Origin of the sequence: Streptomyces sp. (assembly GCF_035644915.1) — a bacterium.
Classification (GTDB): Bacteria; Actinomycetota; Actinomycetes; order Streptomycetales; family Streptomycetaceae; genus Streptomyces.
On the sequence record NZ_DASQNP010000256.1, the window covers coordinates 16,877 to 30,837 of the forward strand.

The following is a 13,961-nucleotide window of genomic DNA, read 5'->3' on the forward strand; positions in this document are numbered from 1 at the left end:
CCTCCGCGGACGTCCGGCACCGGCGCGGGCGCACCGGCCGTCCGCCGGACGGATGGGGCACACTGGACGGTCGGCCCGTGCGCCGTACGGGCAGCCGTCGGAGGCAGGAGGACCCACGTGACCGGACCGCTCATCGTCCAGAGCGACAAGACCCTCCTGTTGGAGGTCGACCACGAGCAGGCCGACGCGTGCCGCCGCGCCATCGCGCCGTTCGCCGAGCTGGAGCGGGCCCCGGAGCACATCCACACCTACCGGGTGACGCCGCTGGGCCTGTGGAACGCCCGCGCGGCCGGGCACGACGCCGAGCAGGTCGTGGACGCCCTGGTCACCTACTCCCGCTACCCGGTGCCGCACGCGCTGCTGGTGGACGTGGCCGAGACGATGGACCGCTACGGCCGGCTGCGGCTGCTCAAGCACCCCGTCCACGGGCTGGTCCTGGAGAGCACCGACCGGCCGGTGCTGGAGGAGATCCTGCGGTCCAAGCGCATCCAGCCGCTGGTCGGCGCCCGCATCGACCCCGACACCGTCGCCGTGCACCCCTCCGAGCGCGGGCAGATCAAGCAGGCGCTGCTCAAGCTGGGCTGGCCCGCCGAGGACCTGGCCGGCTACGTGGACGGCGAGGCGCACCCCATCGAACTGGAGGAGGACGGCTGGGCGCTGCGCCCGTACCAGAAGCAGGCCGTGGAGAACTTCTGGCACGGCGGCTCCGGTGTCGTCGTCCTGCCCTGCGGCGCGGGGAAGACGCTGGTGGGCGCCGGGGCGATGGCCACGGCGAAGTCGACCACGCTGATCCTGGTCACCAACACCGTCTCGGCGCGGCAGTGGAAGAACGAGCTGGTGCGGCGCACCTCGCTGACGGAGAGCGAGATCGGCGAGTACAGCGGTGCGAAGAAGGAGATCCGGCCGGTCACCATCGCCACGTACCAGGTGCTCACCACCAAGCGGAAGGGCGTCTACCCGCACCTGGAGCTGTTCGACTCCCGCGACTGGGGCCTGATCGTCTACGACGAGGTGCACCTGCTCCCGGCGCCGGTGTTCAAGTTCACCGCCGACCTCCAGGCCCGCCGCCGCCTCGGTCTGACGGCCACCCTGGTGCGGGAGGACGGCCGCGAGTCCGACGTGTTCTCCCTCATCGGCCCCAAGCGCTTCGACGCCCCCTGGAAGGAGATCGAGGCGCAGGGCTACATCGCCCCGGCCGACTGCGTGGAGGTCCGCGTGGACCTCACCGAGTCCGAGCGGCTGGCGTACGCGACGGCCGAGTCGGACGAGAAGTACCGCTTCTGCTCCACCACGGCCTCCAAGCGGCGCGTCACCGAGGCGCTGGTGCGCCGCCACGCCGGTGAGCAGACCCTCGTCATCGGCCAGTACATCGACCAGCTCGACGAGCTGGGCGAGCACCTGGGCGCGCCCGTGATCAAGGGCGACACCAGCAACGCGCAGCGCGAGAAGCTGTTCGACGCCTTCCGCTCGGGCGAGCTGTCGGTGCTGGTGGTCTCCAAGGTCGCCAACTTCTCCATCGACCTGCCCGAGGCCACGGTCGCCATCCAGGTCTCGGGCACCTTCGGCTCCCGCCAGGAGGAGGCACAGCGCCTGGGCCGCGTCCTGCGCCCGAAGGCGGACGGCCACGAGGCCCGCTTCTACTCGGTCGTCGCCCGCGACACCATCGACCAGGACTTCGCGGCCCACCGCCAGCGCTTCCTGGCCGAACAGGGATACGCCTACCGCATCGTGGACGCCTCGGAGCTGCTGGCGGACGAGCTGGACTAGCCTTCCCGGTCCGGGCGGCGTCGGGGAGGGGACGGGACATGGGTGGCGTGCGCGAGCCGTATCCGCCGATCGAGCCGTACGAGGAGGGGATGCTCGACGTCGGCGACGGCAACCTCGTCCACTGGGAGGTCTGCGGCAGTCCGGACGGCAAGCCCGCCGCCGTCGTCCACGGCGGGCCCGGTTCCGGGTGCGGCACCGTGGCCCGCCGCCTCTTCGACCCCGAGCGGTACCGGACCGTCCTGTTCGACCAGCGCGGCTGCGGCCGCAGCACCCCGCACGCGAGCGACCCGGCGACCGGCCTGCGGCACAACACCACCTGGCACCTGGTCGCCGACCTGGAGCGGCTGCGGGAGCACCTGGGCGTCGACCGCTGGCTGCTGTACGGCGGCTCGTGGGGTTCCACGCTGATCCTGGCCTACGCCGAACGGCACCCGGAGCGGGTGTCGGAGATCGTGCTGTCCGGCGTCACCACCACCCGGCGCTCGGAGATCGACTGGCTCTACCGGGGCGTGGCCCGGTTCTTCCCCGGGGAGTGGGAACGCTTCCTCGCCGGGGCCCCCGGCGCACCGCGCGACGGCGACATCACCGATCTGGTCGGGGCCTACGCGCGCCTGCTGGAGCACCCCGACGCCGCGGTGCGGGAGAGGGCGGCGGCCGACTGGTGCGCCTGGGAGGACGCCGTGGTCTCCGGGGAGACGGTCGTCTCCGCCCCGTACGGCGACCGCCCCTCCGCCGCCCGGCTGGCCCTGGTGCGGCTCTGCGCGCACTACTTCTCGCACGGGGCCTGGCTGGAGGAGGGTGCGCTGCTGCGCGACGCCGGACGGCTGGCGGGCGTCCCGGGCGTGCTGGTGCACGGCCGGCTCGACCTGAGCAGTCCGCTCGGCACCGCGTGGGAGCTGGCCCGCGCCTGGCCCGACGCGGAGCTGGTCGTCGTCGGCGGCGAGGGCCACTTCGGCGGGGTCGCCACGCGCACCCACGTCCTCGACGCCCTGGACCGGTTCGCCCGCCGCTGACGCCCGCCGGAACGGGGTGCGGCCCCCGGCATGCGCCGGGGGCCGCACTCCGTGCACCCGCGTTCGGGGCTGCGGGTACCCCGGTCCGGGAGGTCCACACACTCCGCCCCGCGCGGAACCTCCCCCGCTCACGGGCGTTCCCCTTCCCGCTCCCGTTCCCGTCCGCCCGGCGGCGCCGGGGCCGGGGCCGGGGCCGAGGTCTGCACCGGGGCCGGGCGCCGGCCCCCTCGCAACCGCCGCGCGGCGTACCCGGTCAGGGCCAGGGCCAGGAGCGGGTACGGGGAGGCGAGGGGCTGCTGCCACCAGGGGAGGTGGAGGTCGAGGTCGCCGGAGTGCGGGACGAGCCACAGGGTGCGGGCGGTGAAGACGGCGGCGACCGCGTACACCGGCCACCGGCGGCGGGAGGCGGCCAGGACGGCGAGCAGGGGCACGCACCACACCCAGTGGTGCGACCAGCTGATCGGTGAGACCAGCAGTGCCGTGCCCGCGGTGATCAGCACGCCCCAGGCCGCCTGCCCCCGGGCGTGCGCGCGGCGGGCGAGCCACAGGCCCAGCAGGCCGGCCGCCGCCGCGGGCACCGCCCACCACGGGCCGGGCTCGGGAGTGTGGAGGAGACGGGCGGCCAGGCCCTGGAGGGACTGGTTGTCGACGATCCACGCCTTGCCGACCCGGCCGGTCTCGAACAGCCGCCGCGTCCAGAAGTCCGCGCTCGCGCCCGGCAGGACGGCCGCGCCCACCGCCGCCGTCCCGGCGAAGCCCGCCAGCGCGGTCAGCCCGGCCCGGACGCGGCCGGTCAGCAGCAGGTACACGGCGAAGATCGCGGGGGTGAGTTTGATCCCGGCCGCGACACCGATGGCCAGGCCCTTGCCCCGGGCGCCGTCCGGGCGCGTCAGGTCCCACAGGACCAGGCAGGCCAGGGCGAGGTTGATCTGCCCGAAGACGAAGGTCTGGAAGACCGGTTCCAGCCACACGCCGAGCGCCGTGGCGGTCACCAGGGCGGCGGGTCCGGCACGGCGTCCGGCCAGGCGCAGGGAGAGGTGGACCAGCCAGGCGAGCAGGACGGCGTTGCCGGCGGCGAAGAGGGCCTGGACGACGGGCAGGGGCGGCCAGGCGGTCGGGACGAACAGCAGGGCGGCGAAGGGCGGGTAGGTGGCCGGGAGTTCCCACTCGGTGACGGTGAAGCCGTACAGGTCGGTGCCGTCCAGGACGGCCCGCCCCTCGGCGCGGTAGACGAGGACGTCCACCAGGACGTTCGGCTGGGCCAGGCAGAGCGCGGCGAGCGCGGCCAGGGAGAGGGCGAGCAGGGCGACGGCCGCGTACGCACGGCGGCGCGGCGTACGGCGTCGGGCGCCGGGACAGGGCTCGCGTCGGGCGTCGGGACGGGGCCCGGCGCCGGGGCAGGGCTCGGGGCGGGGGTCGGCTTGTGGGGGCACGGCTGGCACTCGGCCGCCTCCTGGTCGCTCCGGTCCGTCGGTCCTCCGCGGTCACCACCGCGGGGCGACCCTAACCGACGGCCCGGGCGGACCGGAGGAGCCGGTGCCGGCCGGGACCGGCCGGGGCGCCCGCCCGCTCCCCTGCCCCTGCCGCGCGTCTGCGCGTCCGCTCCGCCTCCTCCTCGCGCCTCTCCTCGTCCCGCACCTCGGCGTAGTCGCCGAGGACCGCGACGTCGAAGGCGGCGGAGACGAAGACGGAGACCGCGCGGAGGGCGTCGCCCAGCAGGTGCCTGCGGTGCCGGTGACCGCTGCGGGCGTCGAGCGCGCCGAGCGCGGTGGCCCCCCGGGGCCGGCCGCCGGAGGCCGGAGGGGATGCGGGCGCACTGCTCATGATTGTTGCCCCCCTCGCCGGTTTTCGCCCGATCGGTCTCCCTCCATCCTAGATCCGGACGCCGGCTTCGTCCCGGTGGGACCGGGGGCGCACGATCCCGCCGGAGGCCCCGGCGCGGAAGGAGGAGCGGTAGGCCTGCGGGGTGACGCCGACGACCCGCTTGAACCGCTCCCGGAACGCGGTGGGCGACCCGAAACCGGCCTGCGCCGCGATGCGCTCCACGCCGTGGTCGGTGGTCTCCAGCAGGAACTGCGCGCGCCGCACCCGGGCCCGCAGCAGCCACTGCAGCGGCGTGGTGCCGAGCTGCTCCCGGAACCGGCGGCTGAAGGTCCGCTCGCTCATCCCGCCGCGCCGGGCCATCTCCGCCAGGGTCAGCTCCCGGTCGAGGTTGTCCTCGATCCACGCCAGCACCGGTTCCAGCAGCGATCCCCGGGGCACCGGCGGCTGGGTGTGCACGATGAACTGCGCCTGCCCGCCCTCCCGTTCCAGCGGCGTCACCGACAGCCGGGCCGAGTCCGCCGCGACCGCCGACCCCAGGTCCCGCCGGATGATGTGCAGGCACAGGTCCAGCCCCGCGGACGCCCCGGCCGAGGTCAGGATCTGGCCGTTGTCCACGTACAGCACGTCCGGCCGCACGTCGACCAGCGGGAACATCTCGGCCAGCCGGGGGGCCGCCAGCCAGTGGGTGGTCGCGCTCAGCCCGTCCAGCAGCCCGGCCGCGGCGAGGGTGAACGCGCCCGTGCAGACGGAGGCGATCCGGGTGCCCGCGGCGGCGGCCTCGCGCAGGGCGTCGAGCACCTCCTCCCCGGGGGGCGGGGCCTCCTCCGAGCATCCCGGCACGACGATCGTGTCCGCCTCCCGCAGGGCCTCCAGGCCGTACGGGGCGGTGAGCGTGAAGGTCTCGCAGTCCACCCGCGGCGTCGGCGCGCAGACCCGGACGCGGTACGGGCGGCGTCCGTCCGCCAGCCGGGCACGTCTGAACACGTCGATCGGGATCGCCATGTCGGCCGCCACCACATGGTCCAGGGCCAGGATCGCCACCGTGTGCATGGCGCCACGGTAAGCGAGAAATCGCCATCTCTCCACGGGCAGGTCGGAGGAGGTGTCGTCGGCTTTTCCGCAGGACGGTGCCCCTGGCGGGAACCCGTTGGAAATTGTCATTTCAGCCAGTGGGAGCCGCCGGACGGCCGCCCTAGCCTGACGCTGCGAGATCCGGACCATGCGCGGAGGCGGCATGGCCCGTGAGCGGCATGCCGGGAAACGGCCACACGGAAGGAACGGCATTCGATGCACGCACAGTTCGTCCTGTTCGACGGGTTCGACCCGCTGGACGTCATCGCCCCCTACGAGGTCCTGCACGCCGCGGGCGGGATCACGGGCGGCGCGGTGACCGTCGAGCTGGTCACCGCCGAGGGCGCCCGCGAGGTGCCCAGCGGCACCCCGCCGCTGAGCCTGCGTGCCACCGGTGCGCTCGACCCCGCCCGTGCCGACGTGGTCGTCCTGCCGGGCGCCGCCGGCAGGATCCCCACCGGGGACACCGGGGAGGGGGCCGGTGAGGAGGAGCAGCCGGACACCATCCCCGCCATCCTCGGCCGCACCCTGGAAACCGGGCTGCCCGCCCTGCTCAAGGAGGCCCTCGAACGCGAGGACACGCTGGTCGCCACGGTGTGCGGGGGCTCCCTGATCCCCGCCATGGCCGGGCTCCTCCAGGGACGTCCCGCCACCACGCACCACCTGGGCATGGACCTCCTGGAATCCACCGGCGCCCGTCCCGTGGCCGCCCGCGTCGTCGACGACGGCGACCTCGTCACCGGCGCCGCCGTCACCTCCGGGCTCGACGTGGCCCTCCACCTCCTCGAACGCGAGGTCGGCCCCCAGGTCGCCCAGGCGGTGGAGAGCCTCTTCGCCTACGAGCGCCGCGGCGGCGTGTGGTCCCGCCGCGACCCCGCGCCCGCGTCCGCCGGCTGACCGCGCGGGCCCCGGCCCGCACGCCCATCCGCCCGCACGCCCCGGGGGCCCGTACGCCCGTCCGCCCCGGGGGCCCGCACCGAAGCACGATCCGAAGGAAGAGACCGCCGTCGCCATGTCAGCAGCCGAAGGCATCCGGAACCCGACCCCCGACGCCCCGCCGGGCGAGCGGCGCTCCCGCGCGTGGCCGCGGAGCGCGGCCGCCGAGCGGGGGTCCGGAGCCGCCCGATGACGAAGTTCCTCCTCTCCGTCCACGTCCTGGCCGCCATCATCGCCATCGGTCCGGTGACCGTGGCGGCCAGCATGTTCCCCGCGGCCGTGCGCCGTGCGGCGCCGGCCGGGCCGGACGCCGCGTCCCTCGCCTCCGTCCGGCTCCTGCACCGGATCTGCCGCGTCTACGCGGGCATCGGCCTGGCCGTCCCGGTCTTCGGCCTGGCCACCGCCAGCAGTCTCGGCGTCCTCACCGACGCCTGGCTGATCGCCTCGATGGTGCTCACCGCCGCGGCGGCCGGCGTCCTCGCGCTGCTCGTCCTCCCGGGCCAGGAGGCGCTCCTGGCCCGGCTCGACCGGCCGGGCGCCGCGGTGGAACGCGACGCCACCGTGCGCCTGGCCATGCTCACCGGCGTCTTCAACCTGCTCTGGGCCGTCGTGACGGTCCTCATGATCGTCCGTCCCGGCTCCACCACGGGGGTGTGACCATGAACCGTCCCGGACAGCCCCTGCGCATCGCCGCCACCGTCGAGTTCGTCTCGCTCCTGGTGCTGCTGGCGAACCTGGCCACCGTGCACCTCCCCGCCGTCTCCTCGCTGGCGGGGCCCGTGCACGGCTGCGCCTACCTCTTCGCCGTCGTCGCCGTCGCCCGCGACCCGCGGCGCACTCCCGCGGCCGTCGCCCTGGCCCTGCTGCCGGGCGTCGGGGCGCTCCTGGCCGTGCGGCGCCTGGCCGGGGCCGCGGCACGGGAGGGGAAATCCGGTCGCCCGCCGGGACGGCCGGGGCTACAATCACGCGTCTGCCGCCTCCCGCGCCACGGTGACGTACGGCCCGTACGCCCGGACCTCCGTGCCGCCTGGGGAGGAGCCGGCCGGTCGGCAACCGGCCGGCGGGCCGCGCACCCCTCGACGGCGATGCCCCCGTCGACGCCCCGCGGTCCCCTCCAACCTGTCGTCCACCGCACCCGGGGTGCGGCGGTCGCCGTTCGCGGGCGATCCGCCGTGCCGTCGCCGTGCGTTCCCGCCGGAGGCCACACCGTGCCCGCGCACGCCCCAGACCGACCCGCCGATCCGTCCACCGATCCGCTCGACCGCGAACGCGCCCACCTCGCCGCCTCCCGGGCCGCGCTGCGCGCCATGCGCCAGGACGTGGAGGCGCTCGACATCTCCGACGTCACCGCCAACTGGGTGAACGCCGAGGTGCTCCAGCAGCAGATCGACGCCCGCATCGAGGCCCTGGCCGACCTCGCCGACACCCCGCTGTTCTTCGGCCGCCTGGACTACGGCCCCTCCCCGGAGCACGGCCCGGCCGCCCGCTACTACATCGGCCGCCGCCACGTCCACGACGCCGACGGCGACCCGATGGTCATCGACTGGCGCGCGCCGGTCTCCCAGCCCTTCTACCGCGCGTCCAGGAAGGACCCGCAGAACGTCGAGCTGCGCCGCCGCTTCGGCTACACCGGCGGCGAGCTGACCGCCTACGAGGACGAGCGCCTGTCCGACCCGGCCGGGGCCGAACGGGTCAGCGCGCTGCTCAAGCGCGAGATCGAGCGCCCGCGCGTCGGCCCGATGCGCGACATCGTGGCCACCATCCAGCCCGAGCAGGACGAGATCGTCCGCGCCGGGATCGACGGCACGGTGTGCGTCCAGGGGGCGCCGGGCACCGGCAAGACGGCCGTCGGCCTGCACCGGGTGGCGTACCTGCTCTACGCGCACCGCGAGCGGCTGGCGCGCACCGGGACGCTGGTCATCGGCCCCAACCGGTCCTTCCTGCGCTACATCGAGCAGGTGCTGCCCGCCCTGGGCGAGCTGACGGTGCATCAGACGACGGTGGACGACCTGGTCACCGGGGCCACGGGCGTGACGGTGCGCGGCACCGACGACCCGGAGGCGGCCCGCGTCAAGGGCGACGCCCGGATGGCCGAGGTGCTGCACCGGGCGGTGCGCTCGGGCGTGACCATGCCCACCGAGCCGTGCGTGGTGGTGCGCGGCTCGCGGCGCTGGCGCGTCCCGGCGTACGAGCTGGAGGAGATCGTCCGCGAGCTGCTGGACCGCGGCATCCGCTACGGCGCCGCCCGCGAGGCCCTGCCGCAGCGCATCGCGCACGCCGTCCTGACGCGGATGGAGCGCGCGGGCGAGGCGCCGGACGACCGGGTGCAGGACACGGTGGCGCGCAACGCGGCGGTCAAGGCCGTCGTCAAGGCGGTGTGGCCCGAGGTGGACCCGGCCAAGCTGGTGCTCCGCCTGCTGTCCGACGCCGACTTCCTGGCCGAGTGCTCCGAGGGAATCCTCACCGAGGAGGAGCGCAAGGCGATCCTGTGGGCGAAGCCGCCGCGCGGGGTGCGGTCGGCGAAGTGGTCGGCGGCGGACACCGTGCTGATCGACGAGGCCGCGGACCTGATCCGGCGCACCCCCTCGCTCGGCCACGTCGTCCTGGACGAGGCGCAGGACCTGTCCCCGATGCAGTACCGGGCGGTGGGCCGCCGCTGCACCACGGGTTCGGCGACGGTCCTCGGCGACCTGGCGCAGGGCACCACGCCGTGGGCGACGGCGAGCTGGGCCGAGGCGCTGGCCCACCTGGGCAAGCCGGACGCGGTGGTCGAGGAGCTGACGCAGGGCTTCCGCGTCCCGCGCGAGATCATCTCCTACGCCTCCCGGCTGCTGCCGCGCATCGCCCCGGGCCTGTCCGAGGCGACCTCGATCCGCGACGCGGCCGGCTCCCTGAGGGTGCGGGCCGTGGCGGTGGAGGAGCTGGACGGCGCGGTGGTGGCCGCCTGCCGCGAGGCGCTGGAGCGGGAGGGCTCGATCGGGCTGATCGCCGCCGACGCCCGCGTACCCGTCCTGGCCGGGGCCCTGGCCGACGCCGGGCTGCCGCACCTCCTGCTGGACCCGGGCGGGGAGACGGCGGACGGCACCCGCCTCACCCTGGTCCCGGCGTCGCTGGCCAAGGGTCTGGAGTACGACCACGTGGTCCTGGACGAGCCCGCCGCCGTCGTCGACGGCGAGCCCGACGAGCGCACCGGGCTGCGCCGCCTGTACGTGGCGCTGACCCGTGCCGTCTCCGGCCTGACCGTGGTCCACGCCGCGCCGCTGCCGGAGGCGCTCGCCGGCGCGGACCACGTGACCGCGGACCGCTGACGGGGTCCGCGCCGGCGAGCGCCTCCAGGGCGGGCCGTCACCGCGGCCGGTACACCGAGATCCGGAAGGACGCGGTCGTCCGCCGGCCGGCGCCGGTCGCGGGGACGCGGCGGTCCAGCTCCTCGTCCGCGAGGTGGCGGGCGCTGGGGCCCATGGCCACGAGGTTCCGCACGTCCCGGGCCGACAGGTCGAGGACGTGCTCCCGCACCTCGGTGGCGACCTGCCGGAACCCCTCGGACAGGGTGCGGTGCAGCCGCTGCTCCTTGGCCCCGTCCACCGACAGCAGGCCCGCCTCGCGGCGCACCTCCGCCAGGTGCCGGGCCGTGGGGGTGACGACCACGAGCGCGCCGCCGGCGCGGAGCACCCGGCGGAACTCGGGGCCGTTGCGCGGCGCGAAGACGTTGAACAGGAGGTCGACCGAGCCCGTCCGCACGGGCAGCGGCCGCCAGACGTCCCAGCCCGCCGCGCGGGCGCGCGGATGGGCCCGGGCCGCGCGCCGCAGGGCGTACCGGGAGAGGTCCAGTCCCAGTCCGACGGCCCCGGGGAGCGCGTCGAGCACGGCGGACAGGTAGTGGCCGGTGCCGGCCCCGGCGTCCAGGACGGTGCCCCGCGGCGGGCACAGCCCGGTGGCGAGGTCCGCCAGCGCACGGGTCAGCGGCGCGTAGTGGCCCGCCCCCAGGAACTCGGCGCGGGCCCGGACCATGGACGCGGTGTCGGCGTTCGCGGCGTGCGCGTTCCCCGTCAGGAGGCTGACGTACCCCTGGCGGGCGATGTCGAAGGAGTGGCGGGCGGCGCACCGGAGCGCGCCGCCGTCCCGCTGGAGGCGCGCGCCGCACAGCGGGCACACCAGGACGCCGAGGAGGCCGTGCCACGGGTCGGGGGCGGGCCCGGCGAGGTCGGCGGGGTCGGTGGGCCCGGTGGGATCGGCGGGTGAAGGCGTCGGCGAAGGCATGAGGGAAGACGTCGGTGAAGGCATGCTCGTCCTCGCGGCGGCGGGGCCGCCTGGTCGGCGGGATCGGGACGGGGTTCGGCCGCACCCGGGACGGAGGAGGGGACGTCCTCAACGGCCGGGAGCGGACACGCCGGAGACAGCGGCGTCCGGGAACCACCTCCCGTACGACCACCCGGGCAGCGGCCCGGTGGTCACGCCGCTGTGCCTGTCACCGTTCAGAGGAAGCAGTGGGCCACGCCGTTGCATGCCATGCCCCGACCCTACTCCGGAAGGCCCCGGCCCCGGCGGGCACGGGCGGCTTCCCAAGCCGATCGCCCCGGGCCCGTGGCCGCGTTACGTTGGCCCGATGCCCGAACTGCGAACCGAACGCCTCCTGCTGCGCGCGTGGCGGGAGTCCGACTTCGAGCCCTGGGCGGCGCTGAACGCCGATCCCGAAGTCCGCGCGTACTTCCCGGACCTGCTCACGCGCGAGCGGAGCCGGGAGGCCATGACTCGCTATCAGGCCGACCTCGACCGGCGCGGCTGGGGGTGGTGGGCGGTGGAGGTGCGTGCCACCGGCGAGTACGTCGGGGTCACCGGGCTGGGCCCGGTGGACGAGGGGACACCGGTCGACGGAGTGCAGACCGGCTGGCGCCTGGTCCGCAGCGCCTGGGGACACGGCTACGCCACCGAGGCCGCCCGGGCCGCCGTGGCCTTCGGATTCGACACCCTCCGCCTGCCGGAGATCGTCGCGGTGACGACGGCCGACAACCTCCGCTCCCAGGCGGTGATGCGCCGCCTGGGCATGACCCACGACCCCGCCGACGACTTCGACCACCCGCGCGTTCCCGACGGGCCGCTGCGCCGCCACGTGACGTACCGGCTCCCGGCCGCGACATGGCGGACCGAGCGATAACCGAGCGATGGGAAGAACCACATGACCACCGAGACGGTCACCGCGGCGACCTCGGGCACCTGGCGACTCGGCGACCTGACGGTCAACCGGATGGGCTTCGGCGCGATGCGCCTGACCGGCGGCGCCGCCTTCGGCCCCGGCACGCCCAGCGACCGCGACCGGTCCATCGCCGTGCTGCGCCGCGCCGTCGAACTCGGCGTGAACCACATCGACACCGCCGCGTTCTACTTCTCGTCCCTGCGCTCCGCCAACGAGCTGATCAACCGGGCGCTGGCCCCGTACCCCGACGACCTGGTCATCGCCACCAAGGTCTGGCCGGGGCGCGACCCGTCGGGCGAGTGGTGGTGGGCCGAGCCGGAGCAACTGCGCGGCCAGGTCGAGGAGAACATCCGCCAACTCGGCCGCGACCACCTGGACGTGGTCAACCTCCGTGTCCCGCCGAGCCGGAGGAACGGCTCGATCGCCGAGCACTTCGGCGCCCTGGCCGAACTGCGCGACGCCGGACTCGTCCGCCACCTGGGCGTCTCCAACGTCACGGCCGACCAGCTCGCGGAGGCGCGGGCCATCGCGCCGGTGGTCTGCGTGCAGAACCCCTACGGCATCGGCGCACCGGCGGAGGAACGCGACCTCCTGCGCCGGTGCGGCGAACAGGGCGTGGCGTACGTGCCGTTCTTCGCGATCGCCGGTGCGGGACGCGAGGCGGGCGCGACCGGCGCCGAGCACGAGGAGGTCCTCGCCGTCGCCCGTGCCCACGGCGCGACGCCCGCACAGGTCCGGCTCGCGTGGACGCTCCGGCAGGGCCCGCACGTCCTGGCCATCCCGGGCACCGGCAACCCGGACCACCTGGTCGAGAACGTCGCCGCGGGCGCGCTGCGGCTCTCGCAGGAGGAGCTGGCCCGCCTGGACTCCCTGCCCGCCGGGGCATGACGGCACCGTCGTCAGCCGGTCAGCGTGCGGGGAACGCCTCGCCCCTGACCGCCGTCACGAACGCGGCCCACCCGGCGGCCGGGAAGACCAGCACCGGCCCTCCGGGAACCTTGCTGTCCCGGACGGGCACGACACCGGGGAAGCCATCGGCGACCTCGACGCAGCTTCCCCCGGACCCGTTGCTGTAGGACGACTTGCGCCAGGCTGCGGTGCTCAGATCGTGCGGGTTACTCATGCTGGTAGCCCTCCGCCACCGATTCGACAAAGGCCAGGGACTCCCTGGGCGACAGCGCGGCAGCCCTGGCCAGATCGTATGACTTCTCGTACTCCGCTACCAGCGCCGGTTCATCGACAAGTCGACCCGTGATCGCGTCCTCCGTGTACACGACGCTTGGCGCGTCGGCGAAGGTCATGACGGACGCCATACCGCTCATGCCGGTATCGGCCGCAGCGGCGAACGGAAGAACTTGTACCAGGGCCCGATGATCGCGGCCGAGTCGGGCAATGTACAGGAGCTGTTCCCGCATGACCGCCGGGCCGCCCATCGGGACCCGGAGCACCGTCTCGTGGAGAACCACCCACATCTGCGGGGTGGTTGGGCCTTCCAGAAGGCGCTGCCGGTTCATGCGGGCCTGGACGTGCTCCTCCACCTCCACATCCGGGGCGAGCGGAAGCGTCGCCCGTGTGATGGCCCGCGCGTAGTCCTCGGTCTGCAACAGCCCCGGTACCAGCATCGGCGCGTACTCGCTGATCGTCGTCGCCAGCTTCTCCAGTTCCGCCGCGTCCGCGAAGTACTCGGGGTGCTTGGTCTCCCGGGCCAGCCTGCACAGGCGCTGCAAATGCCCGCCGCTGCCGAGGATCTCGTCGAAGAGCTTGGAGGCGTCCATCTGCGGGCGGCGCACCGCCGTCTCGAACTGGCCGATGTACGCGCCCGAGCAGAAGGCGCGTTCGCCGAGCTGTGCCTGGGTCAGGCCCGCGGCCTCGCGCAGGCGGCGCAGTTCGGCGCCGTAGAAGGCGCGGGGCGAGGTGTACGGGTCGAGCTGCCTGGACTCGGTCATCGCGGGCTCCCCCTGTGTGGAACGGTCGTACGGACTGAACTCCCGCCCACCGTAAGCACTTTCGGTAATCGTCAAAGCACTTTCGGTAATAGTCGTACCGGGTGCCGAGGCCGTCGTCACGGGCCGCCTCCGCGAGGAGGGCGGCCCCTGCCGGGGCATGGCGGCCGTCCACCGGACCGCCCCTTCCCCTGTCGCACAGGCGTACCATGA

Annotated in this window: 13 protein-coding genes; 7 read left to right on the top strand and 6 right to left on the bottom strand. The window is 74.8% G+C overall.

Annotation, left to right across the window (positions count from 1 at the left end; translation table 11 throughout):
- Window positions 1-117: 117 nt before the first annotated feature.
- Window positions 118-1,767, top strand: a complete 1,650-nt coding sequence (locus VE546_RS26885) for a DNA repair helicase XPB (protein WP_324926811.1) — start codon at window positions 118-120, stop codon at window positions 1,765-1,767.
- A 38-nt stretch (window positions 1,768-1,805) separates the two neighbouring features.
- Window positions 1,806-2,780 (top strand): prolyl aminopeptidase, encoded by a 975-nt coding sequence (gene pip / locus VE546_RS26890; RefSeq protein ID WP_324926813.1) that lies wholly within the window; start codon window positions 1,806-1,808, stop codon window positions 2,778-2,780.
- 128 nt (window positions 2,781-2,908) lie between these two features.
- Here pip and VE546_RS26895 read toward each other — a convergent pair whose 3' ends face one another.
- The 3 genes from VE546_RS26895 to VE546_RS26905 form a co-directional block, all read right to left on the bottom strand.
- Window positions 2,909-4,222: a glycosyltransferase 87 family protein gene (locus tag VE546_RS26895; RefSeq protein ID WP_414720603.1), complete on the bottom strand. Its 1,314-nt coding sequence runs from the start codon at window positions 4,220-4,222 to the stop codon at window positions 2,909-2,911.
- A gap of 61 nt (window positions 4,223-4,283) precedes the next feature.
- The gene (locus VE546_RS26900) at window positions 4,284-4,604 is read right to left on the bottom strand and encodes a hypothetical protein (protein ID WP_324926815.1); all 321 of its coding nucleotides are present in this window, start codon (window positions 4,602-4,604) and stop codon (window positions 4,284-4,286) included.
- Between the two features lie 48 nt (window positions 4,605-4,652).
- Entirely contained in the window at window positions 4,653-5,654 is a 1,002-nt protein-coding gene (locus VE546_RS26905; RefSeq protein ID WP_324926816.1) for a GlxA family transcriptional regulator, read from the bottom strand.
- 237 nt (window positions 5,655-5,891) lie between these two features.
- On the opposite strand from VE546_RS26905, the gene VE546_RS26910 reads away from it, so the two are divergent.
- From VE546_RS26910 to VE546_RS26920, 3 genes are all read left to right on the top strand, one after another.
- Entirely contained in the window at window positions 5,892-6,572 is a 681-nt protein-coding gene (locus VE546_RS26910; protein WP_324926818.1) for a DJ-1/PfpI family protein, read from the top strand.
- A 228-nt stretch (window positions 6,573-6,800) separates the two neighbouring features.
- Window positions 6,801-7,268 carry a hypothetical protein gene (locus VE546_RS26915; protein ID WP_324926819.1) on the top strand — a complete coding sequence of 156 codons (468 nt, stop codon included), beginning with the start codon at window positions 6,801-6,803 and terminating at the stop codon, window positions 7,266-7,268.
- 551 nt (window positions 7,269-7,819) lie between these two features.
- On the top strand, window positions 7,820-9,919 hold the full coding sequence (locus VE546_RS26920) for a HelD family protein (RefSeq protein WP_324926837.1): 2,100 nt from the start codon (window positions 7,820-7,822) through the stop codon (window positions 9,917-9,919).
- A gap of 37 nt (window positions 9,920-9,956) precedes the next feature.
- Here the strand turns inward: VE546_RS26920 and VE546_RS26925 are convergent, their stop codons facing one another.
- Window positions 9,957-10,871: a putative RNA methyltransferase gene (locus tag VE546_RS26925; protein ID WP_324926821.1), complete on the bottom strand. Its 915-nt coding sequence runs from the start codon at window positions 10,869-10,871 to the stop codon at window positions 9,957-9,959.
- Window positions 10,872-11,217: 346 nt separating this feature from the next.
- Here VE546_RS26925 and VE546_RS26930 point away from each other — a divergent pair, with 346 nt between their 5' ends.
- Together VE546_RS26930 and VE546_RS26935 are read left to right on the top strand one after the other, a co-directional pair.
- The gene (locus VE546_RS26930; RefSeq protein ID WP_324926823.1) at window positions 11,218-11,766 is read left to right on the top strand and encodes a GNAT family protein; all 549 of its coding nucleotides are present in this window, start codon (window positions 11,218-11,220) and stop codon (window positions 11,764-11,766) included.
- A gap of 21 nt (window positions 11,767-11,787) precedes the next feature.
- The gene (locus tag VE546_RS26935; RefSeq protein ID WP_324926824.1) at window positions 11,788-12,693 is read left to right on the top strand and encodes an oxidoreductase; all 906 of its coding nucleotides are present in this window, start codon (window positions 11,788-11,790) and stop codon (window positions 12,691-12,693) included.
- Between the two features lie 19 nt (window positions 12,694-12,712).
- Here the strand turns inward: VE546_RS26935 and VE546_RS26940 are convergent, their stop codons facing one another.
- The gene (locus tag VE546_RS26940; protein WP_324926826.1) at window positions 12,713-12,928 is read right to left on the bottom strand and encodes a DUF397 domain-containing protein; all 216 of its coding nucleotides are present in this window, start codon (window positions 12,926-12,928) and stop codon (window positions 12,713-12,715) included.
- Window positions 12,921-13,751: a helix-turn-helix transcriptional regulator gene (locus tag VE546_RS26945; RefSeq protein ID WP_324926828.1), complete on the bottom strand. Its 831-nt coding sequence runs from the start codon at window positions 13,749-13,751 to the stop codon at window positions 12,921-12,923. Before VE546_RS26945 ends, VE546_RS26940 begins: the two co-directional genes overlap by 8 nt.
- Between the last annotated feature and the right edge of the window lie 210 nt (window positions 13,752-13,961).